Origin of the sequence: Serratia sp. S4 (assembly GCF_000347995.1) — a bacterium.
Taxonomy (GTDB): Bacteria; Pseudomonadota; Gammaproteobacteria; order Enterobacterales; family Enterobacteriaceae; genus Serratia; species Serratia quinivorans.
The window spans coordinates 37,683-53,737 of the sequence record NZ_KB661119.1; the positions used below are offsets into that span (position 1 = coordinate 37,683).

The window sequence follows — 16,055 nt, forward strand, 5'->3', positions numbered from 1 at the left end:
ACAGCAGCAAGGAGATGTACACCATCACCTTTAACCAGCAGTTCCGTGACCTGGGGTTGAGTGCGTATCTCAACTACAACCACCAGACCTACTGGGACCGGCCGGCGAATGACCGTTATAACCTGACGCTGTCGCGCTATTTCGACCTGGGGCGTTTCAGGAATATCAGCCTGTCGCTGACCGGCTACCGCAACAAATATAACGGCACCAACGACGACGGCATGTACCTGTCGCTGTCGCTGCCGTGGGGCAGCAATGGCTCGCTGAGCTACAGCGGCAGTTACAACCGTAATGATAACTCCCATCAGGTGGGGTATTACGACCGGCTCAATGAGCGTGACACCTACCAGATTAGTGCGGGGAGCGCGCGCAGTGGCGCAACCGCCAGTGGTTATTATAGCCACAGTGGGGATATCAGCATGGTGAACGCCAGCGCCAGCTACCAGGCCGGGCAGTACAGTTCGCTAGGGGGATCGATACAGGGCGGCGCGACCGCCACCCTGAAAGGAGTAGCACTGCACCGCAACAGCATAAGCGGGGGCACCCGCATGTTGCTGGATACCGACGGCGTACCAAATATTCCGATCCATGGTTACAGCTCACCGACCCTGAGCAACGCCTTCGGCAAAGCGGTAGTGGTGGACGTCGGCAGTTACTACCGCAACCAGTTCAGTATCGATCTGAACGCGTTGCCGGAAAATGCCGACGTCAGCCAGAGCGTGGCGCAGGCCACCCTGACCGAAGGGGCCATCGGCTACCGGCACTTCGAGGTGATCGCTGGTGAGAAGGCGATGGCGGTCGTGCGGCTGGCGGATGGCTCAGCCCCGCCGTTTGGTGCCACGGTGCGCAACGACAAGCGGCAGGAGGTGGGCATTATCAATGACAACGGCGAAGTGTACCTGAGCGGTATTAATGCCGGGGAAGCGATGAGCGTGAGCTGGGGCGGCACGGAGCGGTGCGTCTTTACCCTGCCGCAGACGCTGTCGCCGAGCGAATTAACCAATCTGTTACTGCCTTGCGGCCCGGTGGCCAACGGCAAGGCGTTAAACACTGTTAAAGAGTAGAGATCAATGAAAACCAATAATCTAGTGACACTAATTGCCGGCGGCCTGGCGGGCCTGCTGTGCGCCCAACAGGCGACGGCCGCCATCGCGCTGGATCGCACCCGGGTGATCTTCAGCGGCGGTGACAAGTCGGTGAGCATGAGCATCAGCAACGAGAACAAGCAGCTGCCGTACCTGGCGCAGGGTTGGATCGAAGACGCCAACGGCAAAAAAATCACCAGCCCGCTGACGGTATTGCCGCCGGTGCAGCGCCTGGAGCCGGGGGCCAAAAGCCAGGTGAAGGTGCAGGGGCTGCCGGCCGCCAATACGCTGCCGCAGGACCGCGAAACGCTGTTCTATTTCAACCTGCGCGAGATCCCGCCGAAGAGCGACAAGCCCAACACGCTGCAACTGGCGCTGCAAACCCGCATCAAGCTGTTCTACCGGCCGAAGGCGATTGCGATAGCCAACCCGGAAACCAGCGCGCCGTGGCAGGAAAAACTGACCCTGACCAAACAGGGCGACAGCTACCAGGTGAATAACCCGACGCCGTATTACGTGACGCTGGTTGATGCCAGCAGCAAAAAAGGCGGTGCCAGCGCCCCGGGCTTCGAACCCTTGATGGTGGCACCCAAGGGCAGTGCGCCGCTGAAGGTCGCCTCATCTGCGCTGGGCAATACGCCGGTGCTGACTTACGTCAATGACTACGGCGGCCGACCGAAGCTGAGTTTTAACTGTAACGGCGCGAGCTGCCAGGTGGTGGCGGGCAGTAAGTAAGGCTCAGTGAACAGGTGGATTAGCGATGCGAACAACATCCCGGCGATGGAACGGCGGTGGTTATCACCGCCATGAATGGTTGTATGCCCTGGTGATTACCGCGGCGGCATTGATGGTGCCATTGTGCGTCTGCGCAATGTTATGGCTGCTACCGTCTGCGATGGCGGCGGACAATTGGCAGGTTCAAGGCGCGCACGGCGTGCTGCATGTGCGCGGCGAACTGACCGAAAGCGCCTGCCGGTTGGAGATGGCGAGCGCGTATCAGACGGTGTGGCTGGGCAATACCGCGACGGCACAACTGGCGAAGACGGGCGATCGCGGTGTACCGGTAAATGTGCAGCTGCACCTGCGCGACTGCCTGCGCGGCCCGGCCGCCAACCGGGACGAACGCAGTGGCAACGTGCTGTGGAGCGCCCAGCAGCCGGCGGTGTCGGTCCGCTTTATGGCCCCGGCGGACGCTGATAATCCGGAGCTGATGAAGGTGCATGGCGCTTCCGGGCTGGCATTGCGCATTAGTGATGAGCGCGGCAGGGATATCCGCCTCGGTAGCCGGGGCGTGCCGTTGGCGCTGGCCGTGGGGCAAAACGCGCTGAACTACCGCATTATGCTGGAGCGCACCCGTGCGCCGTTATTGCCCGGAGCCTATGCGGCGGTGGTGGATTTCCAGCTCAGTTATGACTAAGGAAATGGCATGAAGGCAAGGTTTAGACAGTGTTTGCCCGGCTGTGGACTGGCGGTGGTGGTGTTGTACGGTCCGCAGGTACAGGCAGTCTCTACGATAAGAGTGACGGTAACCATCGTAGCGCCACCGCCCTGCGTGATTAACAACAATAGCCTGATCGAAGTAAATTTCGGTGACGACGTGATAACCACCCGCATCGACGGTAGCTATAAGAAACAGCCGGTGGTCTACTCGGTTGAGTGCAAAAATGCACCAAATTATGCGATGAAAATGCAAATTGAAGGTACCGGCGCATGGTTTGACACAGGCGTGCTGAGCACCAACAAGGATGGTTTGGGGGTTGCGCTGTTGCGCAACGGTAACCCTCAGTCGATCAACACGTGGATGAATTTTTTTTACCCCAATATGCCGACGTTTGAGGCGGTGCCAGTCAAGCAGGCTGGGGCGACGCTGAGCGGCGGCGCCTTCTCCGCCGGGGCGACCATGAAGGTGGAATACCAGTGAAAGGGGCTGAGGTAATGGCGCGATACGGCAGGATTCTTCTGTTAATGGTCCTGGGTGGCCCGGCTGTGGCGGCGGACAACATGCGCTTTTCTGGCACCCTGATCGAACCGCCGCCATGCACCATCAACGACGGTGGCGAAGTGGATGTTGATTTCGGTAACCGTGTCGGGGTGACCAAAGTGGACGGCACTAACTACCTGCAACCGGTTAACTACCGGATCACTTGCGGCCCCAGTGCGGAGGCATGGAGTATGACGCTGGAGGTGGTAGGAACCCCGGCGGATTACGACGAGGCGGCGATCGAGAGTAATGTATCCGATCTGGCTGTCCGCCTGCTGCAAAACGGCAAGCGGTTTACTTTGAATCAACCGATCCCTGTCAAGTTGAACGCGCCGCCAACACTACAGGCGGTGCCAGTGAAACGGCCGGGTGCAGCCCTGAAAGAAGGGCCGTTTGAAGCGACCGCCACCCTGCTGGCGGTGTACCAATGAGACGGGGAGTCACCATGGTTAACAAGGTGGTATGGTGTGCAACTGCAGCGATGTTGCTGTGTAGCCAGTTGAGCCTGGCGGCGGACAATATGCGCCTGCACGGCGCGCTGGTGGCCGAGCCCTGCGTGATCCCGCCGGGCGATGAAACGGTGGTGCTGGATTTTGACACGGTAATCGACAAGTACCTGTATATGAACACCCGCACCCACGGCCAAGCGTTCAAGCTGCATCTGGCGCAGTGCGATCTCAGTTTGGGCAAAACGGTCAGGGTGACCTTCAGCGGTAATGAAAGCACCGCGCTGCCGGGGTTGCTGGCGCTAAACGGTGCCAGCCAGGCCAGCGGCATCGCCATCGGTATGGAAACCCCACAGGGTGATCCATTGCCCATTAACCAGCAAGGCAAAGCACAGGCGCTGGTGAGCGGGGCCAACATCCTCACGGCGCACGCCTATGTGCAGGGTGAACCGGACGCGCTGAAGCATAAAGCCATTGAACGCGGGCCGTTCAGCGCGGTGGCGACCTTTAGCCTGGAATATGAATAACCGCGCGGCGGCATGGCAAGCCGCCTGGCGCTGGCTGTGCCAACGTCGTCGCCATGCGCCACCCAATGCCGACATTTGGCATTTGCGCTTTCACTGGGCGCAGCAGGACGACCGGCTGTATCAGCAACTGCAAAGTGGGGATTACCGGCTGGCACCGATGCAGGTATTGCGGCGTGGTAGCCGCAGTTGGGTGCAGTGGTGCGCGCAGGATGCGCTGATATTGAAGTGGGCTGCGCTGCTGGCGGAGCCGCTGCTGCCAAAACCTGCCCGTTGCATGCACTTGCGCGGGCATGCCGGTAGCGTGGTTTCGGTGGCGGAAGTACGGGGTGCCTTGACCGGCGGAGAATATGCCTTTGTCTACCGAACGGACATTCGCGGTTACTACCGGCATATCCGTAAGCATCAGGTGACCAATCAGCTGAAATGGCATGTGGCCGACCCGGTGTTGTTTGATGTGATTCAGCAATACGTGCATTACAGCGTAGAAGACGGCGGTGAGTTTTATACCCCACCCAGCGGCATCTGCCGGGGTTGTGCGCTGAGCCCGCTGATTGGCGGCAGCCTGTTGCATCATGTTGACAGTTTTTTTAACGCCCAGGAGGGCCTGTGGTATGCGCGATATATGGATGACTTTTTGCTGTTTACCCGCACCCGCTGGCAACTGCGGCGCAGCGTTAAGCGGCTGCATGAATTTTTTGACCTGGGCGGGTTTGAAACCCACCCGGACAAAACCCAACTGGGCAGGATTGCACAGGGTTTTGACTGGCTGGGGGTATGGTTTACCCCCACGGGGTCCACCATAGCGCCCAGAGCGCTGGAAAACCATCGTGCACGACGCGCGCGGCTTTACGAGCAGGCTCGCCGACAGGGGCTGTCATCGACAGAAACTGCGGAACGAGTGCGAACGTACGAGGCACGGTGGGCAATATGGGCAGAAGGAATACTGGGTCATTCATTGGATGATATTTAGCGGTATCTGCCGGATAGAGAAAATACAGAGACGTACCTATGAAGAACCATTTGATCCTGACCCTTCTATTTTTATCCCCCCTACACGTCGAAGCTGGGCTGACCCTCGGCGTAACGGAAGTGCCGACTTCGCCGAATGGATACTTTGCTGCAATCGTGAAGGGTGGTCCGCCGATCGGGGAGCTGAACCCGTGTTGGAAAGGGGACGGTCGGTGCACACTGAGCTTCTATACGATCGATGAAGACTGGCTACCCGCGGGCATGCAAGGCTACGGGACGGCGGATAAGGCAGGTTTCTCAACACCACTACGGCCCAACAATTACTTGACAGTCAATGAGTGGTGGGCAGCAGTGACCAACAAAGACCGTGTGGGCCGGGACTACCTCCCGGTATCGCGTGGGGATCAGCCGTGTGTCGTGGTAGCCGCGGGACTGGGGGGCATCATGATATCGGGGTCAATCATATCAAATTGCGCAAAGGGGATCGTACAGGCTGCGTCTTGTGACGTGAAGCCAAACAGCATCAACGTGGACCTTCGTGCATCGCTCGGTGGGGCCGCGCCTACTGTGGATGTGAACAACGTCACGCTGACCTGCACCAGCGACGCCTCCGTGTTGATCGAGACGAATAACGGGGAAAGGATCCCCCTGGGTGGGTCATCGGACTCGTATGCGCTCCTCGACTGGGGCGCCGGATTTGGGGAACCCAGAACTGTCAAGGCGCGCCGCAATGTCGCTGAGAAACTCCCGCTGCGTGTACGGGGGGTGGCTCTCGACTTGCTTGGTGCCGGTCAATTTACGGGCAGCGCGATAGTCAACGTGTCGTACAACTGATCATTTAGTGACGGGTCCACCCCAATATTGTGCGGATGCGGATGTCACCAACCCACCCGATCCATGACACCCCGGCGGCGGCCGTCGGGCACCGGTATACTGCCCGTCATGATGGGCACATACCGCCGATAAACCGGGGCTGGCAGAAATAGACACGGGGGAATCAAGCTCAAATCCGAATTACGCATGCTATGTTTTCGCCAATTTTTAATACGGTAGTGCCAATGAACTTCGATCGTAATTTTTTCCTATTTGTCTTTTTACTTTTTATACCACTGGCGATCTATATCCCCAATCCCGGTGGCGCGGGGCTGGCACTGCCGTTTAATCTGCTGGTCTACGGCGGTGCGGCTCTATTAATGGGTGTTTGCTGGCGGGCAACACCGCTGTGCCGAATTGTGATGACGCCGACCTGTCGCGCAATAATAGCCGCCTGTTTACTGCTGGTGCTGCCGGTATTTTTTACCCGGCCTGAATGGCTAAGTGCCGCCGTTTGGCGGCTGGCTGGTTTATTTGCCGGAGCGGCGTTCTATTTCACCTGGCTGCAGGTGCGCATGACCGCACGCCAGCGCCATGCGGTATTGTATGTGATTTTATCGGCGGCGGTGGTTCAGGCGTTAATTGTGCTGTTGCAGCTGTTTGCGCCAGCAATTGCACAATCCTGGATCCCCTCCGGCAGCTCGCGCGCCTTCGGCATATTCCAGCAGCCTAACGTGCTGGCGAGTTTTATCGCCACCGGGTTGGCGCTGGCGTTGGCGGTGTATGTGCTGCCTGGCTTCCAGCGACTGGATCCGCGAGTAGAACGCTGGCGTCGCCGCGCCCTGGCCGTGGTGCTGGTGCTGGTGCCGATGGTGTTAGTGTGGGTGCAATCCCGCACCGGCTGGCTGGCGGGTGCCCTGGTGCTGGGGCTGTTTGTCCTATCTTTTTGCCGCCGTCATCCGCAGGCTGTCGCCATTGCGTCATTGCTGGTTGCCGGCGGCAGCGTGGCGGCTGCGCTGGTGCTGTGGTGGGGGAGTGAGCTGGGCGGTGCGTTGCGCTATGCCAGCCATACTGGTTCCAACCATGCGCGCTACACCATGCTGCGCGATACGCTGGCGATGATCGCCGAAAAGCCGCTGCTTGGCTGGGGCTACGGCGGTTTTGAGTACAGTTTTCAGCATTTTCGTATAAACCAAACGCCGCCCACGGTGGTGACTGAAATCGCCCGTCATCCGCATAACGAATTGCTGCTGTGGTGGGTGGAAGGGGGCGTGGTCGCGCTGCTGGGTATGCTGCTCTTGGTGCGGGCGGGCATCAAACTGCTGGCCCATGCCCACTGGCGCGACAAGCGTGCTTTTGCCTGCGGTAAATCATCGGCGGGTGAGGCGTTGGCTCTATGTGTGGCGTTGCTGCCGATTGCATTGCATAGCCAAACTGAATACCCGTTTTACCTGTCGGCACTGCACTGGCTGGTGTTCCTGTTGTTGCTGGCAATGCTCGATCGACTGGCCAGTCCGCGCCCTGGCACCGGCTGTGGGTTAAAACGCTGGCGACTGCCGATGTTGACTCTGTCACTGGCGGCGATTTTCGTGATGGCGACCGGGTTTTACAGCGGGCGGGTATTGACCCAGGCGGAGCGCGGCGGGTTGCAGGATATGCGGCAGGTGGAGGTATTGCCGGGCTGGGCCAGTTGGATGCATGACGATCGTCTGCAGTTTGATCGCCAGTTGGCGGGGTTGCTTGCCTTTAACCGAACGCGTGACGAGCAGCGGCTGGAAACCTATGCCCAATGGGCGCAGCGTTATCTGAATCACCGCATTGATAAAAACGTTTACGCCAACCTGTTGGTTATCTTGCGTCAACAGCAGCAGTGGGTGTTGGCAGAGCAGTACCGGCGTGACGCCGCGCGTTTATTTCCCTTGGATATCCGATTTATTGATGCAATGAATGGATATTCTTAGGGGGCATGAAGGCACAACTTGATGTCGTTATCGTATTCATCGTTATGAGATGTTATGTACACTTTATTACTTGGAGAAAATTATTATGCTGAAACAACAAATGGATGCGCATCAGGCGCGAGAGCTGGCACGAGATTACCTTGCGGCCATCGGCATGTCAGGTACCCCCGAAGAATACATTGCGCGCGTCAAAACGCTGGAAAGGCTTTATCAACAATAGCAAAACGGCATTACCGACTGGTGCCGAAATGGGCAGTGTTGTTGACAAAACCCGCTCATTCAGTGCTGTTAGATGTGATATGAACAGTAAGCTTATTGTCATGTATAGGGGGCTACAAAATTAATGAGGATGATGAAATGATAACTTCATATTTATGGAGGTGAACAGTTATTTGGATGCTGGAACGTAGGTTCATCACTTAACCCTCTATTGGTTTGGCGAGATGCAAGAATTAACGTGAAGGTGAAAAAACAGAGCATTCAACCAGGTAGATATTCTATTCCTGTTGATTATCATTACGCGTTTGAGGAAAATAAATATACAGCTGGTATCCCCGCCAACGCAGAAGATACACCTAGTTGGATTCTCAGTAACTCACGTTCTATTGGGCGGTTTTATATAAATATAAATGCAGTGTCAGTTTGTAAGGTTATTGGCGATGATAATAAATCAATTAACTTATCGCATGGTACGATGACGACGATAGAAGCCGATGGGAATAAGACACAGCCTCATAATATAAAATTTGAATGTGATCCAAGTACTTCAGTTAGTATTAAATTATCAGGAGGGTTTCCAGTCCCAGGTAAAACAAAAAACTTTACAGAATGTGGTTCTGGATATTGCGAGCTAAATTTTAATGGCAATAAATATGACGAGAAGCTTAAGGTTGGCGATGATGGAAATTTGGATATTTCTATTACATCAACGTTTCACCTCGACCAGAGTAATATAACAGGAGGGGCGTTTAGAGGGAGTGCTGTTCTAACCTACTTGATAGATTGATATCGGATAATAATGACTATGCATAAAGTAAGGTTAGTATGTTGATGAAATATAGTGCCGAATAATTTATTTTTAACACTATACTATGTTTGTAAATTAAAGGAAACATTAACAGCGGTGAAGAAGATCCAAATTTGGTGAGGCCTGTTTTGTAGTAATGCGGAAAAATGCCAGTTTAGATGTGTTTTTAATCTAAATACCATTTTTCAGGCGCACTGATCCAGAATGGGATCTGAAACCATCGTTTTTTGGCCATCCGGTTCAGTCTGTCTTACAGCAGTTTGGTGGCTTGCTCGTCCGCCATGGCGCCGGGAAAACGCAACCGGCCTTTGCAAAGGATGCATTGGTATGGGGGCGATGCCAAAAAAGCCTTTCATCGGCACCGCGAACCCAGGTCGTTTTGGCTTATCCCGTACAGTCATCGACAGCGCTTCGTAGACCTTCGGCAACAGTTGGCCCTATTTGCGATTGGCCAAAAAGCCGTAGTACCGCACCATTTTAAAAGGGGTCAGTTTGGATATAAATAATTATTGTGCGGTAATCCTGTTATAGTAATAGAATGCACTCCCACGCGATATGCCGCCCGTCAGATATCTTTAACGTCTTGAACGCTGCAATGATTTCAACCATGGCAGTTTTTATTCACCCTATACACCGTAAAACCGCTAATACATTAAGCAATGTCATCACCGAGTATGCTGAGGCTCCATGGATAGTCATTTGTGGCGACATCCCAGTGGTGAACTGTCAACTTGCCATGAACACCTTGTTGATACAGTGTCCCTAACCGGATGACTAAAGAAGCTTGGGCAGCGATGAATAAATGGACTTCTTGTGCGTTCTTATTGAGCTGAGCGATTATGTTGCTGAGTTCAGAAACGATCCGGGCTTGCTCATCTTCGTTAGGAAGGTTGTCGAACCTATAGCCGTCGTTTAGCGTTATATGAAGAGTATGTTCCCTGAATTCTTTTGGCAGATCTACCTCATTAATCTGTAAGCTAAATGATATGGCAAGACCGATTTTCTGCTGTGGATTCGCGGGAATTTTAGAAAAATCGCAGATGGCGTTATCTTTATAAGAGAGCGCTAATGCCCTGCCTGTCGGAAAATTATTTAACCTATGAAATTTATTCTTGGTTCTGTCGTGCTCAAATAACGTAATCGGGAGATGACCATCGCGAAAAAATGCACCTATCATAAAAAGATAAGGCACGGTGCCGATGGCACATATATAAGCATACTGAGTGTCCTTATGAAGGATCCTGTCATGAATCGTTCGTTGATAATAAGCAATATCTTTTAAAATAAGATTTTTCTTCCGCGAGTCAATAAGCGGGAGCGAAACCAAAATTGCCTTGTTTTTCTCCTGAAGAGGTAAAGAATCCAGGGCGGCAGACGGGTTGAAGTTGGGGAAACCACTGGCACTGATAAGTGCAATATTTTTCTTTTTACCTTCTTTCACTATGTTGTATGCAGTATAAAGCCCCAGGAAGAAACCGCCTGCAATGAGAACAATGCCCAAGCCAAAGATAACTGTTGAAAGTGCTTGATAACCAAAAGATAAGGTATCTATAAATGGCAGGTATTCTTCGAGAAATGACTTTGAGACGTCTGCTTTAAACGTAACGCCACCAAGCGTCAGCATGGTCCCAAAACTAATGAATTTTATCGCAAGCATCGCCAGCCAGTTTCTAGGGCGTACTAAATAATCAAATATTATTTTTATAATAAAGAGGAGTTTATTCATCGCTGTCATTTCCAATGATTAAGGTCGTCGATGTTATTTGTTGATTTTGAAATGTGAAAAGCTTGGTTTGTTTTATCCCAACAATAATAAAGAACATTTTTCTGTCCTGATTACGCGCAGAACATGCTCGCCAATCATGGAGATCAATGGTTGAGGGGACGGGGTAATTTTCTGGATGAGTGTGCCACGTTCCCATATAACCCAGCCGATTGGCAGACTTTCGGTAGGCGTGGTTGACTTTTTCCTGATGGCCTTTATCCATCAGGATGAAGCTGAAACGGGTATGCGTATCATCTGGTAAGGGTGTGGTTATCTCGTCGAGCCAATAAATACTGGCGTCTGAACTCTTACTTCCAACAAGAACCCCGAATGATTCATGCAAATGGCGTGTGATCTGCCGATGGGACTGCCATGTCTCGATAACAGGCCCAGAGACATTGAGCTTAAAATTTTCAGTTGAAAAAAAACCAGGGTACTCAGTCATTGCATCTGTCACAGCATTCGTTATACAGAGGGATCACCTGGAGTGACCGCGTAAATGCATGGAACCTTTCGGTCATTTCAAATCCTTCTGAAACCGCGTCAGCCGCATCCCCTTTCCAACATATCCTCGACGAGACCTGCAAGTCACCTTGAAGATAGCGTGTGGCCAGCATCGCGGCTACAAGCGCAGTTTGCGTTGAGGTAATGAAGTTGTAGGGCAAAAATGCGGTACCGCAACCGGCGTGGTTACGCGTTATGTTTTGATTATCTTTCAGGAAGTTCAGGTTGGAAGATAATCCCCGGGACATGTTTTCAATGTCAACGTATGCACAACTCATGCACCCAGGACTTGAAGGAATGTCGATTACGGCATGACCGCCCACGCCAAAACCTTCAACCCAGGAGTTGATTACGGGTGTCTTGATACCTTCTCGATGCAGGTACTCATGAAAAAGACGTTCATGTGTTGGCGCACCAATAGCAATGATGATGAGGTCGTATTTCTCGAGGATCTGTTTATCCCGAAATTTCAGTAAAGTCGAGTTATAGAGACCTTGTGTCTTTAGCCAAGGGTATTTGCGACTGAGTTGGCAGGCCAACCCCGTCGTTTTGCTAAAGCCTACAAAGTCCAGAGATAATGAGTGCCTAAACATATTGTCCAGCGAAAACGTGTCAGGATCACTCATATCCAGAGTACCAATCCCCGTCGCCGCCATTTTATCGGCAATTTCACAACCCACAGAACCACATCCTATGAGCAGCACTTTTTTATCTCTCAGCGCGTAATTCGCACCGCTTCTTGGCATTAAACGTTCTTTATTGAAAAGTGAGACCTCAAGAGCGGACAGATCCCAAATGGTGAGATCTTCATTGGTCAGAGGGAGTCTTTTCTTTCCGGATTGCCCGTTTTTCAATGAGAGATAGAGGCAAAACCATGTCTTGCCTGAAGGCGTGTCTGCGTTGAAAACAAGCCAAAATTCGTGTGCACGCCATTGACCATTTTTATCAATCAGGGTGTTTTTGGTATGCATGGGCAGATTATCGATACACCGGGCATACCACGCTTGTAACGCTTCCTTGCACCAGGGAGCTGGTTCTAAAGTCGTTAAAGGGATAACGTACCCCCGCCCTGGGGAACGCTCTCTTTTAGCCACTTGTGTACCGACAAACGAATAACTTTCCATGTCTGCAGTGCTCCCCTCCGGGAGCCCAAAGTACATTGTGCTTATACCTGCGGATCCCTTTTTCACCGGTTTATGGATCTGCAGTATTTCCAGTGTACCGTCGTTGGACAGGCATAACAGTTTTTTTTCGTCATCGTCTGCGATGCGCGCCCAGCCTGCTTGAAATTCACGAAGCAACTCCGAACGATTCCAGTCTGGATCCTCTACAGCATGGTGAATTAATGCTTCGGTGCGTTTGAGCGCTTCCAGGAAAGCGAGCTCCGGACGTTCAAAGTTGACTGAGACCGAATCAGCAACATTGACGCAAATATAGCCAAGGTTAAGAAACGCGTCATCGACCATCACGTGGGCCAGGCGACCGTACTTAAGAGGGTCTTCCAGGAAAAAGGCCGGCATCATATTCAATTCAGTGACCATGATATGAACCAGCACGAATTCCTGCCCTGCAATAGTGAGAGGGATCCGGAGCGAACGGTATTTTTCTACCTCAACCGCGGATACGCTGTATCCGTGTGACGCTAGGTGGTGGGTGATCTCGGTGTAATTCATGCGCCTTGTGATGTCCCTACTGCACCCGCGGTTGCATAAAGCGCCTTGCCAGCATTTTGGGACGCGTTACTGGCGCGAGAACTTGTCGGGAAATCCTCTCCAAACAGTGTGATCAGCATGTCACATTGTTTCGATTCACTTTCCTCATTCTGAACCTTGCGCAGCTTATCCCTCAAGCTAACTAGTTTGTTATACAGTTGAGCTCCCGTATTCACACTACTTCCGTCAAAGATGTCACGGTAGGACGAAACGGGCAGGTTGACAGAGACAGTGTAGTGCCCTTGGCCATCGTGGGTAAAATATGTCGAGTTGAGCACCGCAGACAGCGTTGCTTCGAGCGCATTCAGGTCGTTCGGTATGCCTTCATCGCTGATACAATTGGAAAATTGTTCTTTGAACATGATACACAGGCCGATTGAGTAAATTTTACGGCCCACTTCATCACTAAAGGTGAAGTTTCTCCAACGCTTGATGTAGCGCACAAGGCGACGGAACTGAGAGAGTTTTTTGTCGCTATATACCCCATACTGGGAAGACTTGTTGACCCAGTCGATCAATTCTTTTGGGGCACAAGGGTTCCAGATTTTATGCTGTTCACTTGAGCTATTTTTACCCACCGCCAGCTCATAATCGCCATAGAGAGAGCGACGATAAACAGGAATGTCGATGTGAAGGTCTTCGCTTGTGTAATCCGCAGTTACGCAAGGGCTTTTAATTTTTGCATTTTTAAACCCTCGTTTTTCAAGTAGTTGCAGTACCACTCGTTTGGGGATCAGTGGATCGTCAGGCGCTTCAGCGTTGCTGATCACAATAGCTCTATCAATATCGAAGTCTTTACCTTTTTCTTTGATAGCAGTATAGGTGGCTAAAGACCCTTGGATAAAATCATCGATAACGGGATAACCATTTTCTTTGAATTGCCGGTAAATGGCCTCCGTGATGCTGTCATCTTTAGCTCTGGCTGCTCCATAGGCTTCGTCTTTTCTTCCTAATCGGATCTTGTTATCAAAATCGTTAAATTTTTGCTGAATGCTCATTCTTTCCTCTGAATGTTGGCGCCTTTTCCCAGTACTTATGTCTGGGCAATAAAAATACTTTCAATAGATATCTATTGAAAGTATTTGGCTTGCGGATAAACAGATGTGTTAGTGCTCTCGATTTTGAGTCGATGAGTATCGATTATAGTATTGGATGTGAGGCAAAAACAATAAGTTATTTAGATGTTGTGTGAGGGGTGTTGATATGAATAAAATTATTTTGAGGTTCTTCTCTAGCTACATGGAGTGATTTTATCATAAGAGCCATTTTTATGGGAAACTACCCCATACTAATATCAGATAATACTATCATTGACTATCTTTTTGATCAGAAAATCCAATTATCTACTAACGAGAAACGAGGCTTCCGCAAACATAACGCGAATTATTTCTACTGTTGATAATAAGTATTGCGCCGAAGAAAGGTTGCGATGGTATCACGATCATCAGAATGCGAGGGCGTAGATAATATAGACTGACTCTTTGGCTTGATAATCAGCGTAGGGGTCGGAGGGATGAACGTTGTGGGGGCTGCATATTTGTGCCAGCCTAATTTTCATTGTGATATGAACAAAGCATCCAGGTGAGTGAGGCGGCTGATGGGATCAGTTGTTGTTGCAAAAAAATATCGTCTGAGAGCGTATGCACCCTAGGCATATCAAAGGGGGGCAGTTGTATTCCTCGCTAAAATACCGCGATAAATTCGTCCGGTATTGTTGTTGTCATTGGGCCCTTCCTTCTATGTCCGCCAGCGGTTTCGACGCGGGCGTTGATGAGGGCCGGTTTTCCCTGAGCGCTCCACCATGCTGGCGCATACCCCCAGTCAATCGACGCCAGCTGCAGCTGATCATCATGATGATGGAACAGCGGTACCGGCGTGCCGGGTGCGACGTTATACCGGTCGCGTCAGTCGCCGGTGATGATCATCGGCGTTTCGGATCCCAGGGCGGTGAGAAATTCGCCTCGGCTATGGAACTGGGCAAAACGGCCACACATAGGCAGGTGATCCTTTTGTGTCGACATGACCAAAGTATAGCTTCAGCGGCGTGGTGGGATTTAGAGCCAGGAGGTAATCATGTAACTAATTGAAAATATTAAAAATATTTACGCGAAGTTGAAATATCACCCTCCATTCCAAAGTTCAAATGTCGTAATTCAACTCCAAAGTGAGTCAGTATGTGATACGTTCTGATTTCCGCTGTATAACCGTACATACCGCTAAAATGGCCTTGCTGGCTCAAAAATCGCTTTAACGATTGCCAATAGGGTATCTAATGAATACAACTAAAGTTGTTTAGGATGGCTCTGAGAGCACTTAACGGGTATTTTCACCATTTTGAGTGAAAAATAATTAGGTGTACGAGTATGGTGTTGGATAGAATGGGAGTTCTGATGATCGTGTAGGTTATCAGGAAAGTAGGGCAGCTATCAGATCTCGGCCTGAGAAACTAAGAATTCTGATAGCTGCCACTGACCCAGTTCCTCGGAACTGAATACAACCTGTACTATAAACGGCATAACTGCAGTTATGTCAAGTCGCGCGGCATTATGTAGTAATCCGTTTAAGGTCGCTAGGTTTTTTTCAGATTTCCGTGCGGTATGACATCATTTCGAACTGGGTCTTAAATCATTTAACTCCTGCTGGTTAGCCTGATTTTTTCTACAATTGGGCTCAGCAATAATGAATTAAGGCCATAAAATGCATAAAATTACGGATGTATACACGCCTGATTTGGCGAAAAGTCGTCTCATTGAGCGTTTTGAAGATAATGATGCCGTCTTGGAGGTTGTTCGCAAACTCCATAAAACGCCATTGTGCTCTTTTGCCGCCATGTGTGATGGGTATTTTTTGTCCACAACTGGGAATACGGCCCAAGCTGATTTTTGTGTAAATCGCGCTTCTGCAGTGATTCACACACTTAAACAATTCCATATCCCGGTATCAACCCACATTCAAAATGTTCAGTCAGATGTAGGGGGCGTAGCTCCCCAGGCCGTATTTTTCATTTCTGAAAATGACTTAGACAAACTAGAAAATGACTCCGTAAAAATCATGCACGACTGCAAAAGTCGATTACAGGCTCTTAAGCAGGTTCATGTTCAAAAAGAAATTAATCGACTCGTCAAAGAATATGGTGAGGAGGAACTCGTGAAGCTGATCAACAACGCCAGTGCTAATGATAACCCGCCTGACAGTGATGAAGGGGTTGGTTGATTAGCTGGAGTTGCACCTAATACGGTTCGGTTAGGGATTTATTGAATGTTCC

General features: G+C 51.2%; 16 protein-coding genes and 1 pseudogene. 12 read left to right on the top strand and 5 right to left on the bottom strand.

Annotation, left to right across the window (positions count from 1 at the left end):
• From SERS4_RS27270 to SERS4_RS26840, 11 genes are all read left to right on the top strand, one after another.
• On the top strand, positions 1-1,064 hold a 1,064-nt coding region (locus SERS4_RS27270; RefSeq protein ID WP_037410051.1), incomplete at its 5' end, for a fimbria/pilus outer membrane usher protein.
• 6 nt (positions 1,065-1,070) lie between these two features.
• Entirely contained in the window at positions 1,071-1,820 is a 750-nt protein-coding gene (locus SERS4_RS0100190; RefSeq protein ID WP_017891053.1) for a fimbria/pilus periplasmic chaperone, read from the top strand.
• 25 nt (positions 1,821-1,845) lie between these two features.
• Positions 1,846-2,502, top strand: coding sequence for a fimbrial protein (locus SERS4_RS0100195; RefSeq protein ID WP_026142125.1), 657 nt, complete (start codon positions 1,846-1,848; stop codon positions 2,500-2,502).
• 9 nt (positions 2,503-2,511) lie between these two features.
• A complete protein-coding gene (locus tag SERS4_RS0100200; protein ID WP_037410053.1) occupies positions 2,512-3,006 on the top strand; it encodes a fimbrial protein in 495 nt (164 codons plus the stop codon).
• 14 nt (positions 3,007-3,020) lie between these two features.
• On the top strand, positions 3,021-3,497 hold the full coding sequence (locus SERS4_RS0100205; protein WP_026142126.1) for a fimbrial protein: 477 nt from the start codon (positions 3,021-3,023) through the stop codon (positions 3,495-3,497).
• 14 nt (positions 3,498-3,511) lie between these two features.
• Positions 3,512-4,039 (top strand): fimbrial protein, encoded by a 528-nt coding sequence (locus SERS4_RS0100210; RefSeq protein ID WP_017891057.1) that lies wholly within the window; start codon positions 3,512-3,514, stop codon positions 4,037-4,039.
• Complete coding sequence (locus tag SERS4_RS0100215; protein WP_017891058.1) at positions 4,032-5,009, top strand: reverse transcriptase domain-containing protein; 978 nt, start codon at positions 4,032-4,034, stop codon at positions 5,007-5,009. The genes SERS4_RS0100210 and SERS4_RS0100215 overlap by 8 nt, the downstream gene beginning before the upstream one ends.
• A 38-nt stretch (positions 5,010-5,047) precedes the next feature.
• Entirely contained in the window at positions 5,048-5,842 is a 795-nt protein-coding gene (locus tag SERS4_RS0100220; protein ID WP_017891059.1) for a hypothetical protein, read from the top strand.
• Between the two features lie 224 nt (positions 5,843-6,066).
• Positions 6,067-7,782: a PglL family O-oligosaccharyltransferase gene (locus SERS4_RS0100225; RefSeq protein ID WP_017891060.1), complete on the top strand. Its 1,716-nt coding sequence runs from the start codon at positions 6,067-6,069 to the stop codon at positions 7,780-7,782.
• Between the two features lie 85 nt (positions 7,783-7,867).
• The gene (locus SERS4_RS27380) at positions 7,868-8,002 is read left to right on the top strand and encodes a hypothetical protein (protein ID WP_017891061.1); all 135 of its coding nucleotides are present in this window, start codon (positions 7,868-7,870) and stop codon (positions 8,000-8,002) included.
• A 237-nt stretch (positions 8,003-8,239) separates the two neighbouring features.
• Complete coding sequence (locus SERS4_RS26840; protein ID WP_156816621.1) at positions 8,240-8,788, top strand: hypothetical protein; 549 nt, start codon at positions 8,240-8,242, stop codon at positions 8,786-8,788.
• Between the two features lie 673 nt (positions 8,789-9,461).
• Here SERS4_RS26840 and SERS4_RS0100235 read toward each other — a convergent pair.
• The 5 genes and pseudogenes from SERS4_RS0100235 to SERS4_RS27275 form a co-directional block, all read right to left on the bottom strand.
• On the bottom strand, positions 9,462-10,535 hold the full coding sequence (locus SERS4_RS0100235) for an SAVED domain-containing protein (RefSeq protein ID WP_017891062.1): 1,074 nt from the start codon (positions 10,533-10,535) through the stop codon (positions 9,462-9,464).
• Positions 10,528-11,031 carry a Mov34/MPN/PAD-1 family protein gene (locus SERS4_RS25530; protein ID WP_156816623.1) on the bottom strand — a complete coding sequence of 168 codons (504 nt, stop codon included), beginning with the start codon at positions 11,029-11,031 and terminating at the stop codon, positions 10,528-10,530. The genes SERS4_RS0100235 and SERS4_RS25530 overlap by 8 nt, the downstream gene beginning before the upstream one ends.
• Complete coding sequence (locus SERS4_RS0100245) at positions 11,012-12,751, bottom strand: ThiF family adenylyltransferase (protein WP_017891064.1); 1,740 nt, start codon at positions 12,749-12,751, stop codon at positions 11,012-11,014. Before SERS4_RS0100245 ends, SERS4_RS25530 begins: the two co-directional genes overlap by 20 nt.
• Complete coding sequence (locus tag SERS4_RS0100250) at positions 12,748-13,788, bottom strand: nucleotidyltransferase (RefSeq protein WP_017891065.1); 1,041 nt, start codon at positions 13,786-13,788, stop codon at positions 12,748-12,750. The genes SERS4_RS0100245 and SERS4_RS0100250 overlap by 4 nt, the downstream gene beginning before the upstream one ends.
• Before the next feature lie 684 nt (positions 13,789-14,472).
• A pseudogene (locus SERS4_RS27275) lies at positions 14,473-14,679 on the bottom strand (SOS response-associated peptidase family protein); the annotation flags it as partial.
• An 808-nt stretch (positions 14,680-15,487) separates the two neighbouring features.
• Between SERS4_RS27275 and SERS4_RS0100260 the strand changes: the two are divergent.
• Positions 15,488-16,003: a hypothetical protein gene (locus SERS4_RS0100260; RefSeq protein WP_017891067.1), complete on the top strand. Its 516-nt coding sequence runs from the start codon at positions 15,488-15,490 to the stop codon at positions 16,001-16,003.
• Positions 16,004-16,055: the final 52 nt, after the last annotated feature.

Coding starts and splice junctions, on each gene's coding strand:
- SERS4_RS0100190 (WP_017891053.1), top strand. CDS start 1,071: ATGAAAACCAATAATCTAGTGACACTAATTGCCGGCGGCCTGGCGGGC.
- SERS4_RS0100195 (WP_026142125.1), top strand. CDS start 1,846: ATGCGAACAACATCCCGGCGATGGAACGGCGGTGGTTATCACCGCCAT.
- SERS4_RS0100200 (WP_037410053.1), top strand. CDS start 2,512: ATGAAGGCAAGGTTTAGACAGTGTTTGCCCGGCTGTGGACTGGCGGTG.
- SERS4_RS0100205 (WP_026142126.1), top strand. CDS start 3,021: ATGGCGCGATACGGCAGGATTCTTCTGTTAATGGTCCTGGGTGGCCCG.
- SERS4_RS0100210 (WP_017891057.1), top strand. CDS start 3,512: ATGGTTAACAAGGTGGTATGGTGTGCAACTGCAGCGATGTTGCTGTGT.
- SERS4_RS0100215 (WP_017891058.1), top strand. CDS start 4,032: ATGAATAACCGCGCGGCGGCATGGCAAGCCGCCTGGCGCTGGCTGTGC.
- SERS4_RS0100220 (WP_017891059.1), top strand. CDS start 5,048: ATGAAGAACCATTTGATCCTGACCCTTCTATTTTTATCCCCCCTACAC.
- SERS4_RS0100225 (WP_017891060.1), top strand. CDS start 6,067: ATGAACTTCGATCGTAATTTTTTCCTATTTGTCTTTTTACTTTTTATA.
- SERS4_RS27380 (WP_017891061.1), top strand. CDS start 7,868: ATGCTGAAACAACAAATGGATGCGCATCAGGCGCGAGAGCTGGCACGA.
- SERS4_RS0100235 (WP_017891062.1), bottom strand. CDS start 10,535: ATGAATAAACTCCTCTTTATTATAAAAATAATATTTGATTATTTAGTA.
- SERS4_RS0100245 (WP_017891064.1), bottom strand. CDS start 12,751: ATGAATTACACCGAGATCACCCACCACCTAGCGTCACACGGATACAGC.
- SERS4_RS0100250 (WP_017891065.1), bottom strand. CDS start 13,788: ATGAGCATTCAGCAAAAATTTAACGATTTTGATAACAAGATCCGATTA.
- SERS4_RS0100260 (WP_017891067.1), top strand. CDS start 15,488: ATGCATAAAATTACGGATGTATACACGCCTGATTTGGCGAAAAGTCGT.